This is a genomic window from Micromonospora psammae (assembly GCF_036902725.1).
Classification (GTDB): Bacteria; Actinomycetota; Actinomycetes; order Mycobacteriales; family Micromonosporaceae; genus Micromonospora.
Genome location: NZ_JBAKHM010000001.1, coordinates 323,371 through 346,386, shown reverse-complemented (window position 1 = coordinate 346,386; position 23,016 = coordinate 323,371). Strand labels below are relative to the sequence as shown.

Below are 23,016 nucleotides of genomic sequence, written 5' to 3'. Positions count from 1 at the left end.
GCGCCGTCGGGCACCGCTGGCCGGCCCGGCGCACACTGGTCACATGGCTATTCCCCTTCCCCGGCCGACCGCCGTCGTCGGCCTCACCCGCTCCGCCCTGGACCAGGCGTTCGGTTCGGCCGCCTCGTTCGCCGCCGTGCCGGCCCGCGCGTTCGCCGTGCTGGACGGGGTGGAGGCGCTGCTGGCGCGGATCAACGGGGTGGTGGACCGGATCGAGGGCACCCTGGACCGCACCGACCGGGTGCTCACCGACGCCGAGACGGCGGTCCGCGAGGTCGCGGTCGTCAGCGCCGCCGCCACCGGGGCGATCGAGACCGCCACCGAGGTCGCCGCCGCGGCGGCCCTGGTGGTCGCGGAGGCGGAACAGGTGTCCGGCGCGGCCGCCGTCGTGGTGGGTGAGGCGGAGAAGGTGTCCCGGGCCGCCGCCGTGGTGGTCGCCGAGGCGGACGCCGTCGCCGGTCGGGCCGCGGGCACGGTGGTCACCGCGGAAGGGGCCGCCGCCACCGCCGCCGACCTGCTGGAGTCGTACGAGCCGGCGTTGCGCCGGGGCGCGCCGATGGCGAACCGCTTCGTCGAGGAGCTCAGCCACGAGGAGGTGACCGCCGCGATCCGGCTGGTCGACGAGCTGCCCAAGCTCAAGCAGCACCTCACCTCGGACATCCTGCCGATCCTGGCCACCCTGGACCGGGTCGGCCCGGACCTGCACGACCTGCTCGACGTCACCCGGGACCTCAAGCTCGCCGTCGCCGGCATCCCGGGCCTCGGCATGCTGCGGCGCCGGGGCGAGCGGCTCACCGACGAGCCCGCCGAGTGACGGTCCCGGCCGCGGTAGGTCAGGCGGTCGGCCGGGCGTAGAGTTCGTCGATCTCGGCCCGCCGGGGCAGTGCCACAGAGGCGCCGAGCCGGCGGACGCAGGCCGCCCCGGCCGCCGCCGCCCAGCACACCGCGTCGAGCACGTCCCGTCCCTCGCCCCAGGCCACGGCCAGGGCGGCGGTGAAGGCGTCGCCCGCCGCGGTCGAGTCGACCACGTCGACCCCGACCGCCGGCACGTGTGTGGCGGCACCGTCCCGGTCGCCGTACCACGCGCCGTCGCCGCCCAGGGTGAGCACCGCCCGGGGCACGAGCTCCAGCAGCGCCTGCGGCTCGTCACGGCCCCGGCCGGTCAGCAGCTGCGCCTCGGTCTCGTTCACCACGAGCAGGTCCACCGCGGCCAGCAGCTCGGCCGGCACCGGCCGGGCCGGCGCCGCGTTGAGGATCACCCGGGTGCCGGCCTCCCGCGCGGCGACGGCCGCCGTGGTCACCGTCTCCACCGGGATCTCCAGCTGCGCGACCAGCACGTCCGCCTCGCGTACGGCGGCGAGCTCGCCCTCGGTGAGCCCGGTGAAGGAGGCGTTCGCGCCGGGGGTCACCAGGATGGCGTTCTCACCGTCGGCGTTCACCATCACCAGGGCCACCCCGGAGGCGCCGTAGACCACCCGCAGCTGCCCGGTGTCCACGCCGGCGGCGGTGATCCGGGCGCGGAGGGTGACCCCGAAGGCGTCCGAGCCGAGCGCGCCGAGGAAGGCGCAGGAGGCGCCCGCGCGGACGGCGGCGATCGCCTGGTTGGCGCCCTTGCCGCCGGGGACCATCACGAAGTCGCTGCCGAGCACGGTCTCACCCGGTCGGGGCAGCGTCGGGCCGGTCCCGACCAGGTCCATGTTCGCGCTGCCCACCACGACGACCCGGGTCTGCCGCACGTCGGTCCCCTCCCAGCTGAACTCCGGCGAAGTCTAGGACGTGCGGTCCCCGCCGGCCCCGGTCAGGCGGAGCGGGCGGTCCAGCGCTCGCCGCGCCGCTCGACCACCAGCGGCAGGCCGAAGGTCTTGGTGAGGTTGTCGCCGGTGAGGGTGTCGGCGAGCAGGCCCTGCGCCACCACGCCCCCCTCACGCAGCAGCAGCGCGTGGGTGAAACCGGGCGGGATCTCCTCGACGTGGTGGGTGACCAGGACCAGCGCCGGGGCGTCCGGGTCGTACGCCAGCTCGGCCAGCCGGGCCACCAGGTCCTCGCGGCCGCCCAGGTCGAGGCCGGCGGCCGGCTCGTCGAGCAGCAGCAGCTCCGGGTCGGTCATCAGGGCCCGGGCGATCTGCACCCGCTTGCGCTCGCCCTCGGAGAGGGTGCCGTACGCGCGGTCGGCGAGGTGCCCGATGCCGAGCTGCCCGAGCAGGGCGTGGGCGCGGCCCTCGTCGCTGCGGTCGTAGCTCTCCCGCCAGCGTCCCACCACCGCCCAGGCGGCGGTCACCACCACGTCGCTGACCTTCTCCTCGGCGGGTACCCGCTCGGCCAGGGCGGCGGTGGAGAGACCGATCCGCATGCGCAGCTCGTTGACGTCGGTGCGGCCGATTCGCTCGCCGAGCACGTGCGCGACGCCGGTGCTCGGGTGCAGCCGCCCGGCGGCGAGGTTGAGCAGGGTCGTCTTGCCGGCGCCGTTGGGCCCGAGGACCACCCAGCGCTCGTCGAGCTCGACCCGCCAGTCCACGTCGTGCAGCAGCGCGGTGCCCGACCGCCGCACGCCCACTCCGTCGAGGCTGACCACCAGATCCGCGTCCACGGGCGAGGGGGCGGCGGCGGCGCCGGAGATCAGGTCACCAGTCACCGCTCCATCCAACCACGCAGCCGCTGAGGTGCCCCCCACGGGCGGCGCCGTCCCCATAGGGTGAGGCGCCGTGTCGTTGGTCACCACTGGGGAAGGACCGCCCATGCACCACCGCAGTCAGGAGGGCCGAGGATGAGCGCGGTCATCGAGATCGACGGCCTGCGCAAGACGTTCCAGAGCCTCCGGCAGGGGCGCCGGGTGGCGGTGGACGGCTTCGACATGGTGGTCGAGGCCGGGCAGGTGCACGGCTTCCTGGGGCCGAACGGCTCGGGCAAGACCACCACGCTGCGTGCCCTGCTCGGCCTGGTGCGTGCCGACAGCGGCCGGATGAGCGTGCTCGGCGCCCCGGCGCCGGAGCAGCTGGCCCGGGTGGCCGGTCGGATCGGCGCGATCGTGGAGAGCCCGCACTTCTTCGGCAACTTCACCGGGCACCGCACGCTGCGGCTGCTCGCGGTGGCCGGCGGGGTGCCGACCGGTCGGGTCGACGAGGTGCTGGACCAGGTGGGGCTCGGCGACCGCGGCCACGACCGGGTCAAGGGCTACTCGCTGGGCATGAAGCAGCGCCTGGCCGTGGCCTCGGCCCTGCTCAAGGATCCGGAGCTGCTGATCCTCGACGAACCGGCGAACGGCCTCGACCCGGCGGGCATCCGCGAGATGCGGGACCTGATGCGGTCGCTGGCGGAGGCGGGGGTGACCGTGCTGGTCTCCAGCCACATCCTCGCCGAGATCCAGTTGATCTGCGACCACGTGACGATCATCTCCGGCGGCCGCCGGGTCGCGGCCGGCCGGGTGGACGAGGTGCTGGCCGGCTTCGACCAGCACGAGTGGCAGGTACGGGTGGCCGAGCCGGCCCGGGCGGCGGAGCTGCTGCGGGCCACCGGCGTGCCGGTCGACGAGCAGGACGGGCTGTTGGTGGTGCGGGGCGCGGACGACCCGGAGCTGATCAGCCGCACGCTGGGCGAGCAGGGGCTGTGGGTACGCGAGCTGACGCCGATCCGGCCCGACCTGGAGAGCGTGTTCCTGGAGCTGACCGGCGCGGCGCCGCATTCGATGCCGCCCCGGCAGGTGGCGGGGCCCGCCGGGTCCGGGGCGGGATCCGACGAACCGATGATCGAACTCGACGCGGCCGTGGGCCGGGGGGTGGACGCGTGAACCTGGTCCGTGCCGAGGTGGAGCGGCTGGCCGCTCGCCGCTTCGTCCAGCTGATGGTGGTGCTGCTGGCGCTGGCCTTCGTGATCACCACGGCGACCACGCTGGTCGGGTCGCACAAGCCGTCGCCGAGCGAGGTGGCCGCCGCCGAGGCCGCGCTCTCCCAGCGGATCAGCAGCCTGGAGGCGGAGCACGCCCGCTGCCTGAAGATCAAGGCCGGCGAGCTGCCGATCGAGGAGGACAGTTACGTCCCGGCCGACTGCAGCGAGGTCGACCCGGCGCTGCAGGAGCAGCTGCCGGTGCTGGCCGACTACCTCAGCACTGTCTTCGTCTTCGGCAAGGAGGCCCGGCCGCTGCTCTACTTCCTCATCGCCTTCCTGCTGCTCTTCGGCTTCCTGGTGGGTGCCTCCTACATCGGCGCCGACCTGAACTCCGGCGGCGTGGTCAACCTGCTGCTGTGGCGTCCGCGCCGGCTCACCGTGCTCGGCGCGAAGCTGGGCACGCTGCTCGGGGCGGTGGCGCTGGTGTCGGCGCTGGCGACCGTGGTCTACCTCGGCACGTTCTGGATGATCGGGCAGACCGCCGGGTTGCCCGGCACGTTGGACGGGCGGTTCTGGTCGGACCTCGGCGACCTCTACGGCCGGGGCATGGTGCTGGTGCTGCTGGCGACCGCGCTGGGCTTCGCGATCGCCACGCTGGGCCGGCACACCTCGGCGGCACTCGGCGCGGTCGCCGCGTACCTGGTGGTGTGGGAGCTGGGGGCGCTGCTGGTGCTGCAGATCCTCGACGTGGCCCGGCCGGACCAGCTGATGCTCTCCTCGTACGTGACGGCCTGGTTGACCGGGCAGGCGCAGTTCTGGGGCGAGCAGGCCTGCGGCGGCGACGGGTCCTGCGGCGGCTTGTACACGATCACCTCCGGACCGGCGCTGGCGGTGCTGCTCGGGGTGACCGGGTTGGTCACCGCGGCGGCGTTCACCGTCTTCCGCCGGCGCGACCTGATCTGACCCGCACGACCAGCTCCCCGGGTGCGGCAGGAACTTGCCGCGCCCGGGACAGTGGTGAAGAATTTCTTCACATGAGGGGCGACGAGCGGCAGTGGGCGTCAGCCGACGGTCGACCCGAAGACCTCGTCCCGCACGGCGTCCAGCGCGGTGCGCAGCGCGCCCCGCAGAATCGGCTCCTCGGTCAGCCCGGTCGGCACCACCCGGGGCCGGACCAGCGTGATCGCGGCCACCTCGTGCTGCACCCGCTCGGCCAGCGCCGCGCCACCGGCCTGCCCGACCTCGCCGGCGAGCACCACCAGCGGCGGGTCGAGCACCACGCAGGTGCTGGCCACCCCGAGGGCCAGCCGCCGGGCCAGCTCGTCCAGCACCGGCCCGCCGGTCGTGCCGGCGGTGATCGCGGCGCGCACCGCGTCGGCCGCGCCATCGGCGGCGAAGCCGTGCTCGCGGGCCACCGCGCGGACCGCGTCCGCCCCGGCGAGCTGCTGGAAGGCCGGCTTGGCCCGGCGCGAGACGTCGCGGGGGATCGGCACGCCGGGCACCGGCAGGTAGCCGATCTCGCCGGCCGCGCCGCTGCTGCCGTGGTGCAGCCGGCCGCCCAGCATGATCGCCAGACCGACGCCGGCACCCACCCACACCAGCACGAAGTCCGTCATCCCCTGCGCCGCGCCGGACTGCGCCTCGGCGACCGCGGCCAGGTTGACGTCGTTCTCGAAGACGACCGGGGTGTGCAGGTCCTCGCGGAGGGCGGCGAGCAGGCCCCGGTGCCAGCGGGGCAGGTTGAAGGCGAAGGTGATGTCGCCGGTGCCCGGGTCCACCAGGCCCGGGGTGCCCAGCACCACCCGCCGTACGCTGTCAAGCCGCGCGCCGGCGCTGCTGGCGGCCTGCACCACCGCGTTGTGCACCACGCCGACCGGGTCGTCGGTGTCCCGGGTCGACTGCTCGACCCGACCGATGACCGCACCGGTGATGTCGGCGCAGGCGGCCACCACCCGTTCGGCGCCGACGTCGACGCCGACCACGTGCGCGCTGCCCGGCCGGACCGCGTAGAGCTGGGCGTTCGGGCCCCGCCCGCCGGCCTGCTCACCGACCCGGGTGACCAGCCCGCGCTCCTCCAGCCGCTCGACCAGCTGCGAGGCGGTGACCTTGGACAGGCCGGTCAGCTCACCGAGCCGGGCCCGGGTCAGCGGGCCGCGCTCCAGCAGCAGCTCCAGGGCCGCGCGGTCGTTGAGCGCCCGCAACAGGCGGGGGGTGCCGGGCAACCGGGTCGCACTCATGCCACGTCCTTAGTTTCCATCAACTTCGCCAACCGCAATCGACCTGCAGACGGGTGCCCGTAGCGTATCGGCCACCCTGCCCGGCGGAACTCGGACGACCCGGCCGCCGTGGTGCGACACTCGTGCCGTCCGGCACCGAAGGGGGAAATCATCGTGGGGCTGGATCCAGGACTGCGCCGCTTGGCGCTGGGCACGCTGCTCGCCGCGTACCCGGGGCCGGTGCCGCCGGGCTGGGCCGTCGACCTGGTCGCCGAGGGGCTGGCCGGGCACACCCTGTTCGGCACCAACGTGCACGACCCCGCCCAGGTGGCGGCGAGCACCGCCGCGCTGCGGGCCGGCCGGTCGGACGTGCTGGTCGCCATCGACGAGGAGGGTGGTGACGTCACCCGGCTGGCGCACGCCACCGGCAGCCCGTACCCGGGCAACGCCGCGCTCGGCGCGGTCGACGACCGGTCGCTCACCCGCCGGGTGTACGCGGCCATCGGCGCCGAGCTGGCCGCCCTGGGCATCACCGTCAACCTGGCCCCGACCGTGGACGTCAACACCGCCGACGAGAACCCGGTGATCGGGACCCGTTCGTTCGGCGCGGACCCCGTCCGGGTGGCCGCGCACTCCGCCGCCGCCGTCGAGGGCCTCCAGGCGGTCGGCGTCGCCGCCTGCGCGAAGCACTTCCCCGGCCACGGCGCCACCGTCGCCGACTCGCACCATGAGCTGCCGACCGTGGACGTCGCGCCGGAGCTGCTCCGGGAGCGCGACCTGCCGCCCTTCGCCGCGGTGATCGCCGCGGGCGCGCGAGCGATCATGACCGCGCACATCCGGGTCCCCGCGCTCACCGGGGACGGTCCGGCCACCTTCAGCCGGGCCGTCCTGGTCGACCTGCTCCGCCGGGAGTACGGCTTCACCGGCACGGTGATCACCGACGCGCTGGAGATGAAGGGCGCGGCGCTCGCCGCGGGCGGGGTCGGCCCGGCCGCCGTGCGGGCCCTGGCCGCCGGGGCGGACCTGCTCTGCATCGGCGCGAAGGTCGACGCCGGCCTGGTCGAGCACGTGGTCGCCGAGATCGTCGGCGCGATCACCGACGGCCGGCTCGACCGCGCCCGGGTCGAGGAGGCCGCCGGCCGCACCGCCGCGCTGGCCGCCTGGGTCCGACCCGCCGGCTCGCCGTCGGCCACCCTTTCCGACGCCCTCGGGTACGACGCCGCCCGCCTGGCGGTCCGCATCGAGGGCGACCTGATCGGCCTGGAGCGGCCGCTGGTGGTGCAGCTGCACGCCGCCTCCACCATCGCCGAGGGCCGGGTGCCGTGGGGTCTCGGTCCGCACCTCGACGGCCTGGAGGAGGTACGGATCGTCGCCACCGAGACCGATCCGGCGGCGCTGGGCCGGCTCGCCGAGGGCCGGCCGATCGTGGTGGTCGGGCGGCACCTGCACCGGCTGCCCGGCGGCGCGGCGCTGGTCGACGCGCTGGCCGCCGCGTACCCGGTGACCGTGGTGGAGATGGGCTGGCCGGGGCGGTGGCGGCCGACCGGGGTGCGGGCCTGGGTGACGACCTTCGGCGCGAGCCACGCCAACGGCCGCGCGGCGGCGGAGGCGCTCGGCCTGATCCGCTGAGTCGACGGGGGTCGGCTGCGGCGCGGTCAGCGCAGCCGACCCGCCCCGCTGGCGGCGGTCCCGTCCACGTCGGCTTCGGGAGCCAGGCTTGACCCGCACGCTGTGTCACCGACCGTCCTGGGCAGCCCTGGGCCGTTCCGCCGCAGCTCAAGTCCCCTTACGGACACTCCGAACCGGACGAACGCCTCTTGCCCTGCCGCCGATCCGTACGTAGCGTCACCGATATCGGGGTTCGCCGGCGCAGCGCCGGCCACGGAGGGACCTGGGGGAAGGCTGCGGACCGTGGATCCGGCCCGGGATCCACGGTCCGCGCCCTGCCGCACGGCGGCGGCGGTCAGGGCGGGTACACCCCGTACGAGCGCCAGCCGCGGTCCGGGAAGCCGGCCGCCTCCGCGACCCGGGCGGACGCCACGTTCGCCGGATCGTGCCGGTACGTCGGGACCGCGCCCTCGTCGAGCACGCGGCGGGCCGCCCGGGCGACCAGCGCCCGGGCCAGGCCCCGTCCCCGGGCCCGGGGCGCCGTCCCGACGGCCAGCTCGTGCCCGTGGGCGTCGTGCCGCTTGATCCCCACGCCGGCCAGGTAGCCACCGTCGGCGTCCCGGACCACCAGCACGGACCGGTCGAACAGGTGCAGCCAGGAGGGCAGCGCGGGGTCGGTCGGGTCGGTCCACTCCCCCACCTCGGGCAGCGGCGCCGGCGCCAGGCACCAGCGGAAGGTGTCGTCGAGGACGACCCAGTCCGGCTGGCCGACCGCGGCGGGCAGCGCCGCGAGCAGCGCCGCCTCCGGCCCCCGAGCCAACGCCCGGATGGCCTCGACCCGCTCCGGCGGCACCGAGAGGACGGTGCTGCCGCCGGCCTGCACGGCGATCGCCGGCCGCAGCCGCCCGTCCCACGCCGGTCGCCCACGCCGCCGCGAAGCGACCACGTGCAGGCCCGGGCCGGCCGGCCACTGGCCGAGCCAGGTGGCCAGATGCAGGTGGAGCCGGCGGTCGAGCACCGGGTCACCTCCCTCACCGCACGGGTACCGTCACCCCGACGTGATCACGGTACGCCGCAGCGGTCGGCGCGGCGCCCGGTTCGGTTCGAACCCGGCACGGGAGGGTAGACGTACCGAAGAGCGCCGATGTCACGGGAACCCGAGGCATCGACCGTGCGTCATATCTATTTCCATACATGTACAACTTTCTTTGGGACGGTATGGTCATGCCGAATCAGCCGAATGACCGGTACCAGCAGGACACCGAGCGGGCCTGGCAGGCGGCCGCAGCCGCCGAGCGGTTCCCCGCCCAGCCGCCGTACCGGGAGGCACGGACCGGACGCGACACGAACGCCGCGCTGTCGTGGAGCGACCTCAACAGCCTGCCGGCCGGCAGCACCTCCCGGCGCGGCCTCAAGGCCCGCTGACGCCGGGCGCCGACCGGCGCGCAGGGCCGGCACCGCCGTCGACCAGCTCCGGAGGAGGCGCCGACACACCCGGGGCGTCCAGCCGGGGCGTTCGCACAGGTGTCGGGTAGCTTCTTCTGGTCTGAAAACAGGCCGACGACAGGGGGAAGCTCCGCGCATGGGCAAGAAGACGATCCACGTCTCCGACTTCAGCGGCACGATCCTGGGAGCCGACGACGAGGTGGTCAAGGTCGTCGTACTGGAGCACCCGGACCTGGTGGCCGGGCCCGTGCAGCTGGACGCCACCGCGGTCGAGGTGGAGAACATCGACGACGCAGCGCTCGACGTGGCGGTGGTCGAGATCCACGACCGGCACGGCGGCGGCGAGCCGCGCCGGGTGGTGCTGACCGCGAGCGAGTTCGACGAGATGGCCACCGACGTGCCGATGGCGCAGTTGCTGAGGACGGCGGAGCGGGTGCGCCCGCCGAAGGCGCGCAAGAGCGCCGAGAAGATCGACTACGGCACGATCGAGCACGCCGGCAAGCCGCACCGGGGCCGGGTCACCGAGGAGGAGGCCCGGCTGGTGCGCGAGCAGCTCGACGAGGTCAACAAGCGCCTCGCCGACGCGGGCGTACGCCAGGTCGACCCGACCGACCCGGAGCACGCCGCCCGGTACGGCTTCCCCGCCGCGCCCTGACGGCCGGCACTTCCGAGGCCGTCGGCGCGGCACCGTCGCGCCGGCGGCCTCAGTCCTTCTCCACCCTCGCCCGGACTGCGGCCTGGATGGCCGCGGCGATCGCCGCCTCGGCGGCGTCCTTGTCGACACCGAGTCCGGTGAGCACCCCACCACCGTCCTCGTGCTCCAGCAGGGCCAGCAGGATGTGCTCGGTGCCGATGTAGTTGTGGCCCAGGCGCAACGCCTCCCGGAAGGTCAGCTCCAGCACCTTCTTCGCCGACGCGTCGTACGGGATCAGGGCCGGCACCTCGGCGCCGGACGACGGCGGCAGCGCATCCGTGGCGGCCTCCCGCACCCGCTCCAGCGACACGCCCGCCGCCACGATCACCCGCGCGGCGATCGCCTCCGGTTCGGCGAGCAGGCCCAGCAGGATGTGCTCGGGGCGGATCTCGCTGTGCCCGCCCGCGCGCGCCTCCTCCTGAGAGGCCATCACCACGTTGCGGGCCGGCAGGGTGAACCGGGCGAAGCCCTGCTGCGGGTCCAGCGGCGCGTCGGTGGACCGGGGGACGAAGCGCTTCTGCGCGGCCTGCTTGCTCACCCCCATGCTGCGGCCGATCTCGGTCCAGGAGGCGCCGGAGCGCCGGGCCTGGTCGACGAAGTGACCGATCAGGTGGTCGGCGACGTCGCCGAGGTGCTCGCCGACGACGACCGCGTCGGCGAGTTGGTCCAGGACGTCCGGGCGGGCCTTCTTGATGCCCTGGATCAGGTCGTCGAGGCGTACCGGGTTGCTCATCTGCGTGGGTTCCGTCATGCGTCAACCATAGGTTGACGAAGTCACCGCGTCAACCAACGGTTGACGGGACGCGACGGATGCCGGATCGGCGTCCGCCCCGTCCGGTACGGTCGGCGACCGAGGGTGGATCGGGCGCTCCTGGCGGGTGCGGCTCGTCCGGAGGGAGGAGGATCGGGGGTCATGCGCCTGCACGTCGGATGTGCGATGTGGACCCACCGGTCGTGGCAGGGCCGCCTGCTGGCCCATCCGCTCGCGGCTCACGAGCGCCTGCGGCACTACGCCGGCTGGTGCAACGCGGTGGAGGGGAACACGACCTTCTACGCCACCCCGGCCCGCGACACGGTGGCCTCCTGGGCGGAGCAGACCGACCCCGACTTCCGGTTCGTCCTCAAGCTGCCCAAGCTGATCACGCACGAACACCGTCTCGCCGACACCGGCGAGGCGCTCGGCACGTTCCTGGCCGCGATCGAGCCCCTCGGCCCCCGGGTGCACGCCCTCTGGATCCAGCTGCCGGGGTCGTTCGGTCCGGCCGACGTCGGCTCGCTCGCCCGTTTCCTCGGCCGGCTCCCCCGGTCCCACCGGTACGCCGTCGAGGTCCGCCACCCCGCCTTCTTCGACGACGGGCCCTCGGCACGGCTGCTCGAAGCGGCCCTCGCCACCGTTACCGCCGAGTGGGTCCCCTTCGACACCACGGCGTTCTTCGCCAACCCGCCGACCAGCGACGCGGAGCGGGAGGCCTGGACCAGGAAGCCGCGCATGCCGCTCCGGTCGGCCGCGCTGACCGACTGGCCGATCGTCCGCTACCTCGGCCGCGACGACACGGCGCGCACGGTCGAGGGCTGGCGGCACTGGGTCGACGTGGTCGTCGGGTGGCTGCGTGAGGGGCGCTCGCCGACGGTGTTCGTGCATACCCCGGACAACGCCGACGCGCCCGTGCTCGCCCGCCGGTTCCACGACGAGGTACGCGCGCGCGTGCCCCACCTCCAGCCGCTGCCCGAACCGCTACCGACCGAACCCCTGACCCTGTTCTGAGGCGGACACGCAGTACACGTCGCCGGAGTTGGCCTCGTGCGGCAGCGTACGCAGGTGGGCCGCCACGTCGGCCGCGGACATCCAGCGCTGGAACGTCATCGTCTTGTCGTCGCCCAACGCGACGTCGAAGCCGTCGAAGCCCAGCGCGGTCAGGCGATCGAGACACCGCTGGGCGACCGGGCGCGCGATCGTGGTGAACTCGAACGACAGGGCGGGCAACGGGCGGCTCAGGCCGGCCAGCACCGCGTCCTCGAACCCCTCCACGTCGATCTTGGCGAAGGCCGGCACGCCGTACCGCTTTACCAGCGCGTCGAAGGTGACGACCGGGACCTCGATCTCCGCGTCCCACACCTGACGCTCCCACCCGCCCGCGCCCTGCGCCGCCCGCACGAAGTGCGGGGAGGCGGTCGACACGGTGGGGTTGGCGGAGTTGACGTGGAACCGCACGCTTCCGGCGACCGCGCCGCAGGCCGCCTCGACCAGCGTCACCCGGTCGTCACCGGCGTAGATCGCGCGCAGGGCGCGCAGGCAGAGCGGCTGCGGCTCCACGGCGACGACCCGCGCCCCGAGGCGGCGGAAGCTGCCGATGTGGTCACCGATGTGGGAGCCGATGTCGAAGACGAGATCGCCGCTGGAGACGAAGCGGGAGTAGAAGGCGTCCATCCGCGCGTCGCGCTCGGGGTCGCCGTAGTAGACGTCCAGCGACCGGCGCAGGAGGGACAGGGCCGGATCGTTCCTGAGCGCCGCGATCCGGGTGCCGACAGTGTCCATGTCATCCAGTTCGTGAGGAGGGTGGGCGGTGGGTCGGGCTCACGGTCCGAAGGCGGTCAGGAACCGGTCCCGGAAGGCGTCCATCCGCCAGACCGGGGCCTGCGGGCCGGGCTTCAACCCGTCCTGCCAGCCCCACCCGGAGATCCGGTCCAGCACCGCCCGGTCCCGGGTGACGATCGTGACGGGTACGTCGCGGCTGGCGTTGTCGCCGGTGACGACCGGGGCGGGCTGGTGGTCGCCGAGGAAGACGAGGACCAGGTCGTCGTCGCCGTAGTTCTCCACGTAGGAGATCAGCGTGCTCAGCGTGTACTCGATGGACTTCCGGTAGTCCGCCCGGATCCGGCTGGTGCTGCGTCGCTTCTCACCCTTCGAGCGGCTGGCGGAGGCGTCGTCGTGGAAGACCGCGCCGTCACCGACGTCGGCCCAGTCGACCAACCGTGGCACGGGCGTCCAGGGTGAGTGGCTCGACACCAGCGCGATCTCCGACATCACCGCGCCGCCGTCCCGCCGCGCCCGCTCCCGGCGCTGCCAGCTGGACAGGGTGTACTGGTCGGGCGGCGTGCCGAAGCTGAACTTCGGGCCCCGGTACGCGAGCGCGCCGGCGTCGTAGAACCGGTCGTAGCCGTAGAAGGCCCCCTCCGGCCACGCCCTGGTGACGGCGGGCATCACGCCCACGGTCTGCCAGTCCGCCCGCCGGAAGGCGCCGCCCAGCGTCATCCGGTCGCTGGCCAGCAGGCTGCGGTGGCGCTGGTCGTTGTCGATCCAGAGGCCGGAGAGGAGCGTGGCGTGGGCCAGCCAGCTGCCGCCGCCGAAGGTCGGCGAGGTGAGGAAGCCGCTGCGCGCGGCGAAGCCGGCCGTGCGCAACCGGCTGGTCCCGTCGTCGAGGACCGCACCGACCTGCGGCGCGAACTCGGGGTCCTCGACCGCGTCCCGGCCGTAGCTCTCCACGAAGGCGATGACCACGTCCTTGCCGCGCAGCGCGGTCAACAGTTGGTCGCCCGGGGTGTCGCGGAACGGGTCGGCGCCGATCGCGGCGGCGAACTTCTTCCGGTCGGTGAGGCGCAGGCGCACCTGGAACCCGTGGCCGTTGGCCAGGGTCGTCGCCGACGTGTCGGCGACCGGCACGCCCGGAACCACCCGCACCCCGAACGCGGCGCAGACCACCCAGACCACCACCAGCGCCGCCACGAACCGGGTGGTGCCGGTGTGGTGCCGCACCACCAGGCGGCCCAGCCGCAGCACCGAGAGCGTGACCAGGACGGGCACGGCCACCGCGACCAGCGCCAGGGCGACCGCGGCACCGATCGCGCCGGACCGTCCGTACGACTCGGAGACGAAACCGAACGCCTCGTCGAGCAGCGCCCAGTCGAGCACCAGGTCGAACGCCCGACCGAGCGAGGCGGAGAACCCCAGGTCGAGCAGCTTCAGCACGCCCAGCAGGCCGAGGGCCACCCCGGCGAGCGTCGCGACCGCCCGCCGCCCGCGGGGTGGCAGGGCGAGGAGCAGGGCGACCAGCAGCAGCGCCTCCAGCGGGATCCGCACGAACGCCGCCGGCGTGAGCCGGGCGAAGTCGTACGGCGCGGTGAGCACGAGCAGCACGAGCAGCGCCGCCAGGACGGTCGTCAGCCCGGCCCAACCGGAGCGCCTGGTCCGGCCCGCGGCGCCGCTGTCGTCGTCGGGGGCATCGGCCGAGCCCCCGCCCGTCGGCAGGTCGTCCCGGACCGCCCGCCGTCCCTGGGTCGGTAGCCGACGTACCCGCGTCAAGAGCGACAACCTGAATTCCTTCCGGGTGATCCTGGGTGGTGCGGCTGGCGGGCGGCGGCTCAGTGCCGAGCCGCGGCGACCTTCGGGCGCTCGTGCCACGGCGGCTGCCCACCCGTCGATCCCGCGGCAATCCCGCCCCGCGCGGAGTCGGCACCGTGGCCGGCCAGCCTGCCCGGGTGCGTGCGGGGGTGGGACGTCGTGCCGGGATTTCTCGGGACGTGCGGTGTTCCCGGCTGGGCCGGGATGACCGGGCCGGCCGGGGCGAGGCGGGCGCGGCGGGTCGTCCACAGCCACCCGACGTCACGACCGAACGACTCGACGAGCAGCGCCAGCGCCACCACCAGCACGACGATCGTCAGCGGCCCGCCCAGCACATCCGCCATCGCGACCGTCAGCAGCACACCCTGGGTCGCCGCGACGACCTTACGCCAGTAGCGCGGTGGCAACGACCCACGCATCCACGCCAGCACCCAGCTCGCGGCGACGAAGGCGTACCGCATACCGCCGATGGCGAGCACCCAGCCGCCCGCCGACGGGGCCACGTGGACGCAGAGCACCAGCACGAGGAAGGAGTCGACCTCCATGTCGAAACGGGCGCCCAGCTCGCTGCTGGTTCCGGTACGCCGGGCCGTGTACCCGTCCACCCCGTCGAGCGCCAGCGCCACGGCGGTGAGGGCGACCATCAGCGCGATCGGCGCCGCCCGGTCGAACGACTCCACCACCAGCGCCGTCACGCCGCCGACGAGGATCGCCCGGCCGAGGGTCACCCGGTCGGCCGGGCTGAGACCGCGCGCACCCGACCGGGACAGGCCCCGGGCGAGCAGGGCGCACAGGACGATCCCGTACCCCAGCCCCGCCAACCACCCCGCCGGGCCGAGGCCGACCGTCGCGGCGAGCACCGCCAGTAGGACGGCCTGCACGAGCAGTCCGACGACCGGACCAGTTCGAACCGTGGGCATCGTGCCTCCGTGACTCTGATTGGCGACCCTGACAGTCAACACGGGAATTACGGCCGAAAGGTTCGTCCTGGACGCAGGTGAACCGGAGACGGATGGCTCGGGCAACACCCGGGCGAGCCGGAAGTCACCCCACTCCGGAGAGCCGACACCCATCTTCGGAGGTCGTCGGTGCTGGTCTCCTCGACCTACTGATCGACGCTGCTCAGCTCCGGGCTCACCGGACCGGTGCCTTCGTCGAGGTCGCCGAGGAGCGAGTCCGGGGCGCGCATGCGCCAGGCGTCGGTGACGAGTTCCGTCAGGCGACCGACGTCGACCTGGGCCAGCCGCAACATGACCAGGGGCACCCCGTCGTACGCGGGCGTGGTGAAGAAGACCTCGGGTTCGCCGAGGAGCAGCGCCTGCTTCTCCGCTTCGTCGCCGACGTACAGCACGGCGATGTCGGTCCGGATCAGGCGCGCCGCACCGGGCCTGCGCTCGGGGTAGGACCAGACGAATCCCTTGTCGGCGACCCGGAAGTCGAAGCCGTCACTGTCGATCTCGACCACGTGCGGCAGCGCCAGCGCCAGGCGGCGGACATCGTCGACGTCAGCCATGACGCCTGCTCCAGGACACCGCCACCCGCATACGCACAGGCTAACCGCTACCGATTCACCGTGGCGCGGCGGCGACCGGTGCCGGCTCTGCCGGGCCGGCCGGCAGCGCCACCATCGTCCGCAGCGGCGAGAAGAAGATCGGCACCCACGCCACGGCCATGCCGACGGTGCCGCACCACAGCGCGGCGCGCAGCGACACGTACTCTCCGACGAAACCGGCGAGCACCGAACCGATCGGCAGCGCGCCGGAGAGCACGAAACGCATGGTGGCGTTCATCCGGCCCAGCATCCGATCCGGGGTGATGGTCTGCCGGAAGCTGACCAGCAGCACGTTGTCGATCGAAGCCTTCGCCATCATCAACAGGTATGCCACCGCCGCGGCCCACAGCAAGACGCCCCGGTCGGCGAAGGGCAGCAGCAGGTAGGTGGGCGCCACGGCCGTCGCGGCGACCGCGAGGGTCCGGCCGTAGCCGAAGCGCAGGGAGAGTCGCCGGGCGGCCATTGTGCCCAGGACCGCGCCCACCCCGCCCACGGCGAAGAAGACGCCCACCAGTCCCTCCGGCAGGCGCAGTTCGCGGACGATCAGCAGCGGAACGATCACGACGATGATCGTGGAGGCCAGGTTGACCAGCGCCCCCGATGCGGCGACGGCGCGCAGGGCGGGCTGTCCGACGACGTAACGCAGGCCCTCACCGATCTCCCGCCAGAGGTGCCGCGGCCCGTCAGGTAGGGCGGGTGCCGGCTCCGGGCGGCGGATCAGGCACAGGCAGAGGAACGACCACAGGTACGTGACGGCGGTGGCGGCGATGGCGACCGGCGCCGTCAGCGCCTGTACGAGCGCACCGCCGGCACCCCGGCCGATGATCCGGGAGACCGCCTCGGTGCCAGCGAGGCGGGCGTTACCGGCCACCAGACGCTCGCGCCCGACCACCGTGGGCAGATAGCTCTGCGCCGCCACGTCCGAGAAGACCCGGCCCACGCCCACCAGGAAGGCGACGACGAAGAGCTGGGTCATCGTCAGCGCTTCCCACCACCATGCCAGCGGCACCCAGGCCAGCAGCAGGAACCGCGCGAGGTCGGCGCTGAGCAGGACGGGACGCCGACGCGCGCGGTCGACCCACACGCCGGCGGGCAGGCCGATCAGCAGGAAGGCCACGGTGGTGGCGGCGTTCAGCAGGCCGACCTGCTCCGGGCTGGCGTCCAGGACCACGATCGCCGCCAGCGGGAAAGCGATGTAGCTGATCTCGCTGCCGAGCCGACTCACCGCCGTGCTCGCGAAGAGCAGTTCGAAGTCTCGGTTCGCCATGCCGAGAGCTTGGTGCGACCGGCCGAACGGCTCGATAGATTCAGCGTGGGCTAAATCCAGGAGTGCGATGCTCACCATCGGGTTCTCGGCGTACGACCTCGCGGTCATGCGGTTCGCGTTCTCGCCGATGCAGGAGATCGTCGCGAGCGTCCGGGTGCTGAAGGATCCGGCGGCGCACGCCCTGCACGTGCCGTGGGTCAACCGGGTCGCGCCCCGGGTGGCCGCGGCGGCGGGGGCGTTCGACCTGCTCTTCGCCCTGGTGCCGGTGCCGAGCTGGTACATACCCGATTTCGTCACGCCCCCTCCGACGACGCCGGTTCCCGACCTGGAGACCGAGCTCGCGGATCTGCGCCGCACCGCGCCGGAGCGGGTGCGCGCCGACCTGGACCGGCTGGCGACGCTGCGCGATCCGGCGCGGCCGAGCGCGCCGGTCGCGCGGGACGTTCAGGTGCGGACGGACAATGCCGAGCTGCGCGCCTTGCGGGCCGACCCGAAGGCGGGCCTCGGTCGCCTTGCCGCTCAGATGAGCGACTACTGGGAGTTGGCCGTCAGCGAGCACTGGCCGCGGCTGCGCAGTCTGCTGGAGGGCGACGTGGTGCACCGGGCCCGGCGTCTGGCCGACGGTGGCCCCGCCGCCCTCTTCGCCGACCTCGCGCCGTCCGTGAGCTGGCGCGACGACCGGCTCTCGATCGCCCATCCGCGCTTCGTCGGCCACCGTCAGCTGGACGGCGAGGGTCTGCTGCTGGTCCCGTCGGCGTTCGTGTGGCCGACCGTCTTCTCCAGTACGTTGCCGCCCTGGCAGCCGACCCTGACCTACCCGGCACGCGGCGTCGCGACATTGTGGGAGAGGCGGGCCACCGCGGCCGCCCCGGCGCTGGAGCGGGTGATCGGGCGGTCGCGTACCCGGCTGCTGCTCGAGCTGGAGGCGCCCGCCTCCACCACGGAGCTGGCCTTCCGCACCGGGCTGACGCCGGGGGCGGTGTCGCAGCACCTGGGCCTGCTGCGCTCGGCCGGTCTGGTCGGCGCCGCACGCAGTGGTCGGCTGGTGCTGTACTTCAGAACGGAAGCGAGCGCCGTGCTGTTGACCGGAGTCCGGGTGTGACGCCGACCATGAGCCCGCATCGGGGCTGTCCGTGACAGCAGCACCGCCAGCCACCGACCACCGGTAGCCGAAGTCGCATCGCTCCCGAGCACTCGACGCGCACCGAGCCATCGCCACGGACGAAAAAGGGCTCTGGCCAGGTGGAAAACCACCAGGCCAGAGCCCTTGTTGCTGGTGCGCCGCCAGGGACTTGAACCCCGAACCCGCGGATTAAGAGTCCGCTGCTCTGCCAATTGAGCTAGCGGCGCTCGCTGACAACGGAGAGCACCATACCGAGCCCGCCACCCGGGCCTGCAACGGGGTCACCACCCGCCCGGGGGCAGCGCCTCCGGCATGGCGACCTCGGCACCGAACTGCCACATGACCATGCCCTTGCGCCCCGTGACCTGCCAGCTCGCACCAGGACCCAGTTGCTGATCAGTTGTCCGGAAACGGCGACGGCAGGGCGCTTCACCGCCCTGCCGTCGCAAACTGATCCGACAATCGAATTCGCGGCCCGCCAGTCGCGGCCGGTCTGCCGTTACGACTGAGCGGCGTCGCGGATCACCTTGGCCACCTGCTGAGGGTGGGAGATCATGACGACGTGCGACGCGCCGTCGACCGAGACAGTCTCCTTGGCGCCGGCGCGTTGTGCCATGAAGGCGTGGGTCTGGGCGGGAATGTTCTTGTCCAGGGTGCCGTAGATGAACCACGACGGCTTCGACTTCCATGCCGGCTCCGCCTGGAGCTTGTCGTTGATCGCCGCCTCGGTGACCGGGCGTTGGGTCGCCGCCATGATCTTGGCCTCTTCCTCGGAGACGTCAGCGGCGAACTGCTCCCGGAACTTGTCCTGCCTGATGTAGAGGTCCTTGCCTCCGCCGGGCAGCGGAGCGGGTGGCGCCAGGGCCTCCAGCAGCGTGCTGCCCGGGAACTTGCCGGACAGGGTCGCCGCGCTGTCGCCCTTCTCCGGCGCGAATCCGGCTACGTAGACCAGCGCTTTGACGTTCTGGTTGCCGGTGGCGGCGGCAGTGATGACCTGGCCGCCGTAGGAGTGTCCGACCAGCACGATCGGGCCCGGGATCGTCTTGAGCACGCTGGCGGTGTAGTCCGCGTCGCTCTTCACACCCCGCAAGGGGTTCGCGACCGCGACCACCGGGTAGCCGTCGTCCTTCAGTTGGTCGATGACCGGACTCCAGCTGGACGAGTCGGCGAAGGCTCCGTGCACCAGCACGACCGTGGGTTTGTCCTGCGGTCCTGCCGGCTGAGCGGCGTTCGCCGATGCGGTTTCGATCCCCACGGTGGAGGTCAGTGCCAGTACGGCCAGCACCGCCCAGAACAGTTGTCGAAAGGCGCGGTTCTGCTGCCTGCTTTTACGCATGCGACCACTCCTGAATTTCGCGCGACGGGCCGCCTCAGCCTCCCTGCTCCGCGTGCGGCTGTCGCTCGCACGGTGCTGTGGCCCGGCGGGGCGTCTGCCCCTGATTCACGTTACGCTCGCCAGCCTCGCTACGGGCCGTGACGGCGTACGTCCCCGACCGGTGCGGCGTAGCGGCCCTCGATCACCTCCACGTGCCGCCGATCTGCGAAGCACGTGGGGCTGGCGCAGGGGCCGGTCGTCGAGGCCACCGACCGGACGCACCTCGACCGGCGCCGCCGGCTGCACCCGCGCCGCCCACCACCGTCATGGACACGAAAAAGGCTCCGGCCGGTGGAGAACCACCAGGCCGGAGCCTTGATCACCTGTGCGCCGCCAGGGACTCGAACCCCGAACCCGCGGATTAAGAGTCCGCTGCTCTGCCAGTTGAGCTAGCGGCGCTCGTCGGCAACGGAGAGAACATTAGCACGGCCGCCGAGGGGCGTTCCAATCCGATACCCCCTCCCCTCTTCGGCCCCGCTTAAGGGACGAAAGCCCCAAAAAGCCACGCCGCCGGTCCGACGGGACCGATGCGGCCGCGGCCATGCGGCACGATGTCCGCCAGGCACGCGAGAGCAGAGGTGGGAATGGGCAGGTTCGCACGGGGCGGGGCGATGGTGGGCGTCCTGGCTCTGGTGGGGTCGCTGGCACTGAGCGGGTGCGGCGAGGGCAGGAAGAAGGCCGAGTTCGTCGGCGGTGGGGCGACCGCGGGCACCAGCGCGCCGCCGGCGTCCCCGTCGGGCGAACCGTCGCAGGCGGCGACCGCCGGGCTGACGGTCAGCCCGGCCGACGGCGCGAAGGGCAGGCCGGTCAGCACCGAGATCAGCGCGAAACTCCCCGACGGGGGGACGGTCTCCTCGGTCACCCTCACCGCCGACGGCGGCGACCGGGTCGAGGGCCGGATGCGGCGGGACGGCTCCTCGTGGGTGCCGTCGGCCCCGCTGAAGTACGACACCCGCTACACCGCCACGGTGACCGGCACCGGCTCCGGCGGGGAGACCCGCGCGGGCACCAGCACGTTCACCACGATGGCGAAGCCCAAGTCGATGATCAATTCTGGGCTCTACCTCTTCGACGACAAGTCGTACGGCGTGGCCATGCCGGTCGTCGTCGAGTTCCACCCGGGCATCCCGAAGAAGGACCGGGCCGCGGTGCAGAAGCGGATGTTCGTCCAGACCGACCCGCCGCAGCCGGGCGCCTGGCACTGGGTCTACAACGGCACCCAGGCCTACTACCGGGCCCCGCAGTACTGGAAGCCGGGCACCACGCTCGACGTCCGGATCGCGCTGGCCGGCATCCCGCTGAGCAACGGCCGCTACGGCAACGTCGACCGGTCCGCGACCGCGAAGATCGGCCGGTCCTTCGAGATGAAGGTCGACAACGCCACCAAGAAGATGGAGGTGCTCCAGGACGGCCGCCTGATCCGCACCCTGCCGGTCAGCCTGGGTAAGAAGAAGACCCCCTCCTCGAGCGGCACCCTGGTCGTGATGGAGAAGAAGGAGAAGACGGTCTTCGACACGATGGACTCGCCGGATCCGGAGAACCGGTACCGGGTGGACATCGACTTCGCCCAGCGGATTACCTGGGGCGGCGAGTACATCCACGCGGCCCCCTGGTCGGAGGGGCAGCAGGGCCGGCGGAACGTCTCGCACGGCTGCGTCAACGTCTCGATGGCGGCCGGCCGGTGGCTCTTCGAGCAGACCCGGGTCGGTGACCCGATCACCATCAAGGGCACCGAACGCAAGATCGCGCCGGGCAACGGCTGGACGGCGTGGAGCCTCACCTGGTCCGAGTTCGTCAAGGGCAGCGCCCTGCCGGTGCCCCCGGGCGGCTCCGGTCCACTGATCTGACGCCCCTCCGGGCCGGCGGTCACGTCGGCCCGGAGGTCGGCCGGATCTCGACCACGTCGCCGAGGCGCGACACCGGACCCGAGATCACCTCACAAAAGCCGCATTTTAGCGGCCGTCCCGCCGCATCGGGCGGGTGTCGCGGCTCACCTGTCGCAACCTGCCGGCGTGTCTGTGCGTCAGTGAGAGACGATGGGCCATCGGGGACCACGACTGTGAGGGAATCATGCGAGTTGTCCAGGACTGGTCGGGCCGGCGCATCGGTCGGCGTCGGGCGCTCGCGGCGGGCCTGCTCGCCGCGACGCTGGCCCTGACCGCCGCCTGCACCGGCTCCGACGGGAAGAAGCCGTCGGGTGGCCAGCCGGGCGGCGGCGAGAAGGGCCCGAAGGCCGTGGCCAGCATCACCGAGCCCGCCGCGGACGCCACCGACGTCCCGGCGTCCACCGGCATCACCTTCACCACGAAGGACGCCGAGAAGACCACCGTCGAGCTCAGGGACTCCGCGGGCGGGCCCGTCGAGGGTGCGCTCGCCGCGGACGGCGGGAGCTGGCTGCCCGCCGGGGCCCTGAAGTACGGCGAGAAGTACACCGCGACCGTGACGGCGACCGGCGACGACGGCAAGGTGGCCACGGCGACCAGCGCCTTCACCGTGATGGCGAAGCCGGGCAAGCAGGTGCGGGTCACCAGCTTCCTCGGCGACGGCCAGGTGGTGGGCGTGGGCATGCCGCTGATCGTGAAGTTCGACCGGGCCATCCCGAAGGACCACCGCGCCGACCTCCAGCGCCGGATGACGGTCACCTCCACCCCGGCCCAGGAGGGGATCTGGCACTGGGTCAGCCCCACCGAGGTCCGCTACCGGCCGAAGGAGTTCTGGCAGGCGGGCAGCACGGTGTCGTACAAGGTCCAAGCCGGCGGGCTGCCGCTGGGGGACGGCTGGTACGGCCGTTCCGACCTGACCGTGGACGTGAAGATCGGTCCGTCGCTGCTGATGACGGTCGACAACAGGACCAAGCGAATGACCGTGACGAAGGACGGTCGGCCGGTCAAGACGATCCCGGTCAGCCTGGGCAAGAAGAGCACCCCCTCGTCCAGCGGGACCATGGTGGTGATCGAGAAGCTGCGCAAGACGGTCTTCGACACCATGGAGGAGCTGGGCCCCGAGGAGGGGTACCGGACGAAGATCGACTATGCCCAGCGGCTCACCTGGGGCGGCGAGTTCATCCACGCCGCGCCCTGGTCCGAGGGGCAGCAGGGCAGCGTGAACGTCTCGCACGGCTGCGTGAACGTCTCGATGGCGGACGGGAAGTGGCTCTTCGAGAACACCCGGCTGGGCGACCCGGTCACCGTCAAGGGCACCGAGCGCAAGCTCCAGAACGGCAACGGCTGGACCGACTGGAACATGAGCTGGGAGGAGTACGTGAAGGGCAGCGCCCTGCCGTACGAGCCGCCGGCCGAGCCGAGCGCGGAGGCGACTCCCGGCAACGCCTCCCCCAGCGTCGAGCCCACCCCCTGACCGAGGCGGAAACGACGGAAGCCCCCTCCGCGAGGAGGGGGCTTCCGTCTGTCTGGGGTGACTGATGGGAATTGAACCCACGACAACCGGGACCACAACCCGGTGCTCTGCCAACTGAGCTACAGCCACCATGCCTTCCGCGCCGGTTACCCGGCCCGGGTGCGGACTAATAATAGCCACATCCCCGCCGGGCCCGTCCAGCGGGTTCCGCACCGCC

Annotated in this window: 21 protein-coding genes and 3 tRNA genes; 10 read left to right on the top strand and 14 right to left on the bottom strand. The window is 72.9% G+C overall.

The genetic code is table 11. The features are described from left to right. The first annotated feature begins 43 nt into the window (after positions 1-43). Entirely contained in the window at positions 44-814 is a 771-nt protein-coding gene (locus V6U79_RS01615; protein ID WP_334519128.1) for a hypothetical protein, read from the top strand. 19 nt (positions 815-833) lie between these two features. On the opposite strand, the gene V6U79_RS01610 is transcribed toward V6U79_RS01615, so the two are convergent. Continuing rightward, positions 834-1,736: a ribokinase gene (locus tag V6U79_RS01610; RefSeq protein WP_334613210.1), complete on the bottom strand. Its 903-nt coding sequence runs from the start codon at positions 1,734-1,736 to the stop codon at positions 834-836. Positions 1,737-1,798: 62 nt separating this feature from the next. Beyond that, positions 1,799-2,689, bottom strand: coding sequence for an ABC transporter ATP-binding protein (locus V6U79_RS01605; RefSeq protein WP_334519133.1), 891 nt, complete (start codon positions 2,687-2,689; stop codon positions 1,799-1,801). A 75-nt stretch (positions 2,690-2,764) separates the two neighbouring features. Between V6U79_RS01605 and V6U79_RS01600 the strand changes: the two genes are divergently transcribed. Both V6U79_RS01600 and V6U79_RS01595 read left to right on the top strand, forming a co-directional pair. After that, positions 2,765-3,784 carry an ABC transporter ATP-binding protein gene (locus tag V6U79_RS01600; RefSeq protein ID WP_334613209.1) on the top strand — a complete coding sequence of 340 codons (1,020 nt, stop codon included), beginning with the start codon at positions 2,765-2,767 and terminating at the stop codon, positions 3,782-3,784. Continuing rightward, positions 3,781-4,785 (top strand): DUF2705 family protein, encoded by a 1,005-nt coding sequence (locus V6U79_RS01595; RefSeq protein WP_334519139.1) that lies wholly within the window; start codon positions 3,781-3,783, stop codon positions 4,783-4,785. Before V6U79_RS01600 ends, V6U79_RS01595 begins: the two co-directional genes overlap by 4 nt. 98 nt (positions 4,786-4,883) lie before the next feature. Here the strand turns inward: V6U79_RS01595 and V6U79_RS01590 are convergent, their stop codons facing one another. Further along, positions 4,884-6,059 carry an ROK family transcriptional regulator gene (locus tag V6U79_RS01590; RefSeq protein WP_334519142.1) on the bottom strand — a complete coding sequence of 392 codons (1,176 nt, stop codon included), beginning with the start codon at positions 6,057-6,059 and terminating at the stop codon, positions 4,884-4,886. 153 nt (positions 6,060-6,212) lie between these two features. Here V6U79_RS01590 and V6U79_RS01585 point away from each other — a divergent pair, with 153 nt between their 5' ends. Next, entirely contained in the window at positions 6,213-7,667 is a 1,455-nt protein-coding gene (locus V6U79_RS01585; RefSeq protein ID WP_334613207.1) for a glycoside hydrolase family 3 N-terminal domain-containing protein, read from the top strand. Positions 7,668-8,001: 334 nt separating this feature from the next. Here the strand turns inward: V6U79_RS01585 and V6U79_RS01580 are convergent, their stop codons facing one another. Then, positions 8,002-8,664: a GNAT family N-acetyltransferase gene (locus V6U79_RS01580; protein WP_334519148.1), complete on the bottom strand. Its 663-nt coding sequence runs from the start codon at positions 8,662-8,664 to the stop codon at positions 8,002-8,004. Positions 8,665-8,870: 206 nt separating this feature from the next. Here V6U79_RS01580 and V6U79_RS01575 point away from each other — a divergent pair, with 206 nt between their 5' ends. After that, positions 8,871-9,071, top strand: coding sequence for a DNA repair protein (locus V6U79_RS01575; RefSeq protein ID WP_334613206.1), 201 nt, complete (start codon positions 8,871-8,873; stop codon positions 9,069-9,071). Between the two features lie 157 nt (positions 9,072-9,228). After that, positions 9,229-9,747: a hypothetical protein gene (locus tag V6U79_RS01570; RefSeq protein WP_334519154.1), complete on the top strand. Its 519-nt coding sequence runs from the start codon at positions 9,229-9,231 to the stop codon at positions 9,745-9,747. 49 nt (positions 9,748-9,796) lie between these two features. Here V6U79_RS01570 and V6U79_RS01565 read toward each other — a convergent pair whose 3' ends face one another. Further along, positions 9,797-10,537 (bottom strand): Clp protease N-terminal domain-containing protein, encoded by a 741-nt coding sequence (locus tag V6U79_RS01565; RefSeq protein ID WP_334519157.1) that lies wholly within the window; start codon positions 10,535-10,537, stop codon positions 9,797-9,799. A 162-nt stretch (positions 10,538-10,699) separates the two neighbouring features. Between V6U79_RS01565 and V6U79_RS01560 the strand changes: the two genes are divergently transcribed. Beyond that, positions 10,700-11,551 (top strand): DUF72 domain-containing protein, encoded by an 852-nt coding sequence (locus tag V6U79_RS01560; protein ID WP_503629754.1) that lies wholly within the window; start codon positions 10,700-10,702, stop codon positions 11,549-11,551. On the opposite strand, the gene V6U79_RS01555 is transcribed toward V6U79_RS01560, so the two are convergent. The 5 genes from V6U79_RS01555 to V6U79_RS01535 form a co-directional block, all read right to left on the bottom strand. Beyond that, positions 11,522-12,322: an FkbM family methyltransferase gene (locus V6U79_RS01555; protein WP_334613205.1), complete on the bottom strand. Its 801-nt coding sequence runs from the start codon at positions 12,320-12,322 to the stop codon at positions 11,522-11,524. The two genes, V6U79_RS01560 and V6U79_RS01555, sit on opposite strands and share 30 nt — an antisense overlap. Positions 12,323-12,361: 39 nt before the next feature. Further along, entirely contained in the window at positions 12,362-14,095 is a 1,734-nt protein-coding gene (locus V6U79_RS01550) for an alkaline phosphatase family protein (RefSeq protein WP_442933732.1), read from the bottom strand. Between the two features lie 50 nt (positions 14,096-14,145). Beyond that, the gene (locus V6U79_RS01545) at positions 14,146-15,045 is read right to left on the bottom strand and encodes a CDP-alcohol phosphatidyltransferase family protein (RefSeq protein WP_442933731.1); all 900 of its coding nucleotides are present in this window, start codon (positions 15,043-15,045) and stop codon (positions 14,146-14,148) included. Between the two features lie 185 nt (positions 15,046-15,230). Beyond that, entirely contained in the window at positions 15,231-15,638 is a 408-nt protein-coding gene (locus tag V6U79_RS01540) for an MmcQ/YjbR family DNA-binding protein (RefSeq protein WP_334613204.1), read from the bottom strand. 55 nt (positions 15,639-15,693) lie between these two features. Next, positions 15,694-16,944, bottom strand: a complete 1,251-nt coding sequence (locus V6U79_RS01535) for an MFS transporter (RefSeq protein WP_334613203.1) — start codon at positions 16,942-16,944, stop codon at positions 15,694-15,696. 67 nt (positions 16,945-17,011) lie between these two features. Between V6U79_RS01535 and V6U79_RS01530 the strand changes: the two genes are divergently transcribed. After that, positions 17,012-18,046 (top strand): DUF5937 family protein, encoded by a 1,035-nt coding sequence (locus V6U79_RS01530; protein ID WP_334613201.1) that lies wholly within the window; start codon positions 17,012-17,014, stop codon positions 18,044-18,046. Between the two features lie 172 nt (positions 18,047-18,218). Here the strand turns inward: V6U79_RS01530 and V6U79_RS01525 are convergent. The 3 genes from V6U79_RS01525 to V6U79_RS01515 form a co-directional block, all read right to left on the bottom strand. After that, positions 18,219-18,294 (bottom strand) — tRNA-Lys (locus V6U79_RS01525). 272 nt (positions 18,295-18,566) lie between these two features. Then, entirely contained in the window at positions 18,567-19,403 is an 837-nt protein-coding gene (locus tag V6U79_RS01520) for an alpha/beta fold hydrolase (RefSeq protein WP_334613199.1), read from the bottom strand. A 365-nt stretch (positions 19,404-19,768) separates the two neighbouring features. Continuing rightward, a tRNA-Lys gene (locus V6U79_RS01515) sits at positions 19,769-19,841 on the bottom strand. Positions 19,842-20,026: 185 nt separating this feature from the next. Here V6U79_RS01515 and V6U79_RS01510 point away from each other — a divergent pair. Both V6U79_RS01510 and V6U79_RS01505 read left to right on the top strand, forming a co-directional pair. Then, positions 20,027-21,289, top strand: coding sequence for a L,D-transpeptidase (locus V6U79_RS01510; RefSeq protein WP_334613197.1), 1,263 nt, complete (start codon positions 20,027-20,029; stop codon positions 21,287-21,289). Between the two features lie 223 nt (positions 21,290-21,512). After that, a complete protein-coding gene (locus V6U79_RS01505) occupies positions 21,513-22,799 on the top strand; it encodes a L,D-transpeptidase (RefSeq protein WP_334519178.1) in 1,287 nt (428 codons plus the stop codon). A gap of 53 nt (positions 22,800-22,852) precedes the next feature. Here V6U79_RS01505 and V6U79_RS01500 read toward each other — a convergent pair. Beyond that, a tRNA-His gene (locus V6U79_RS01500) sits at positions 22,853-22,928 on the bottom strand. Positions 22,929-23,016: the final 88 nt, after the last annotated feature.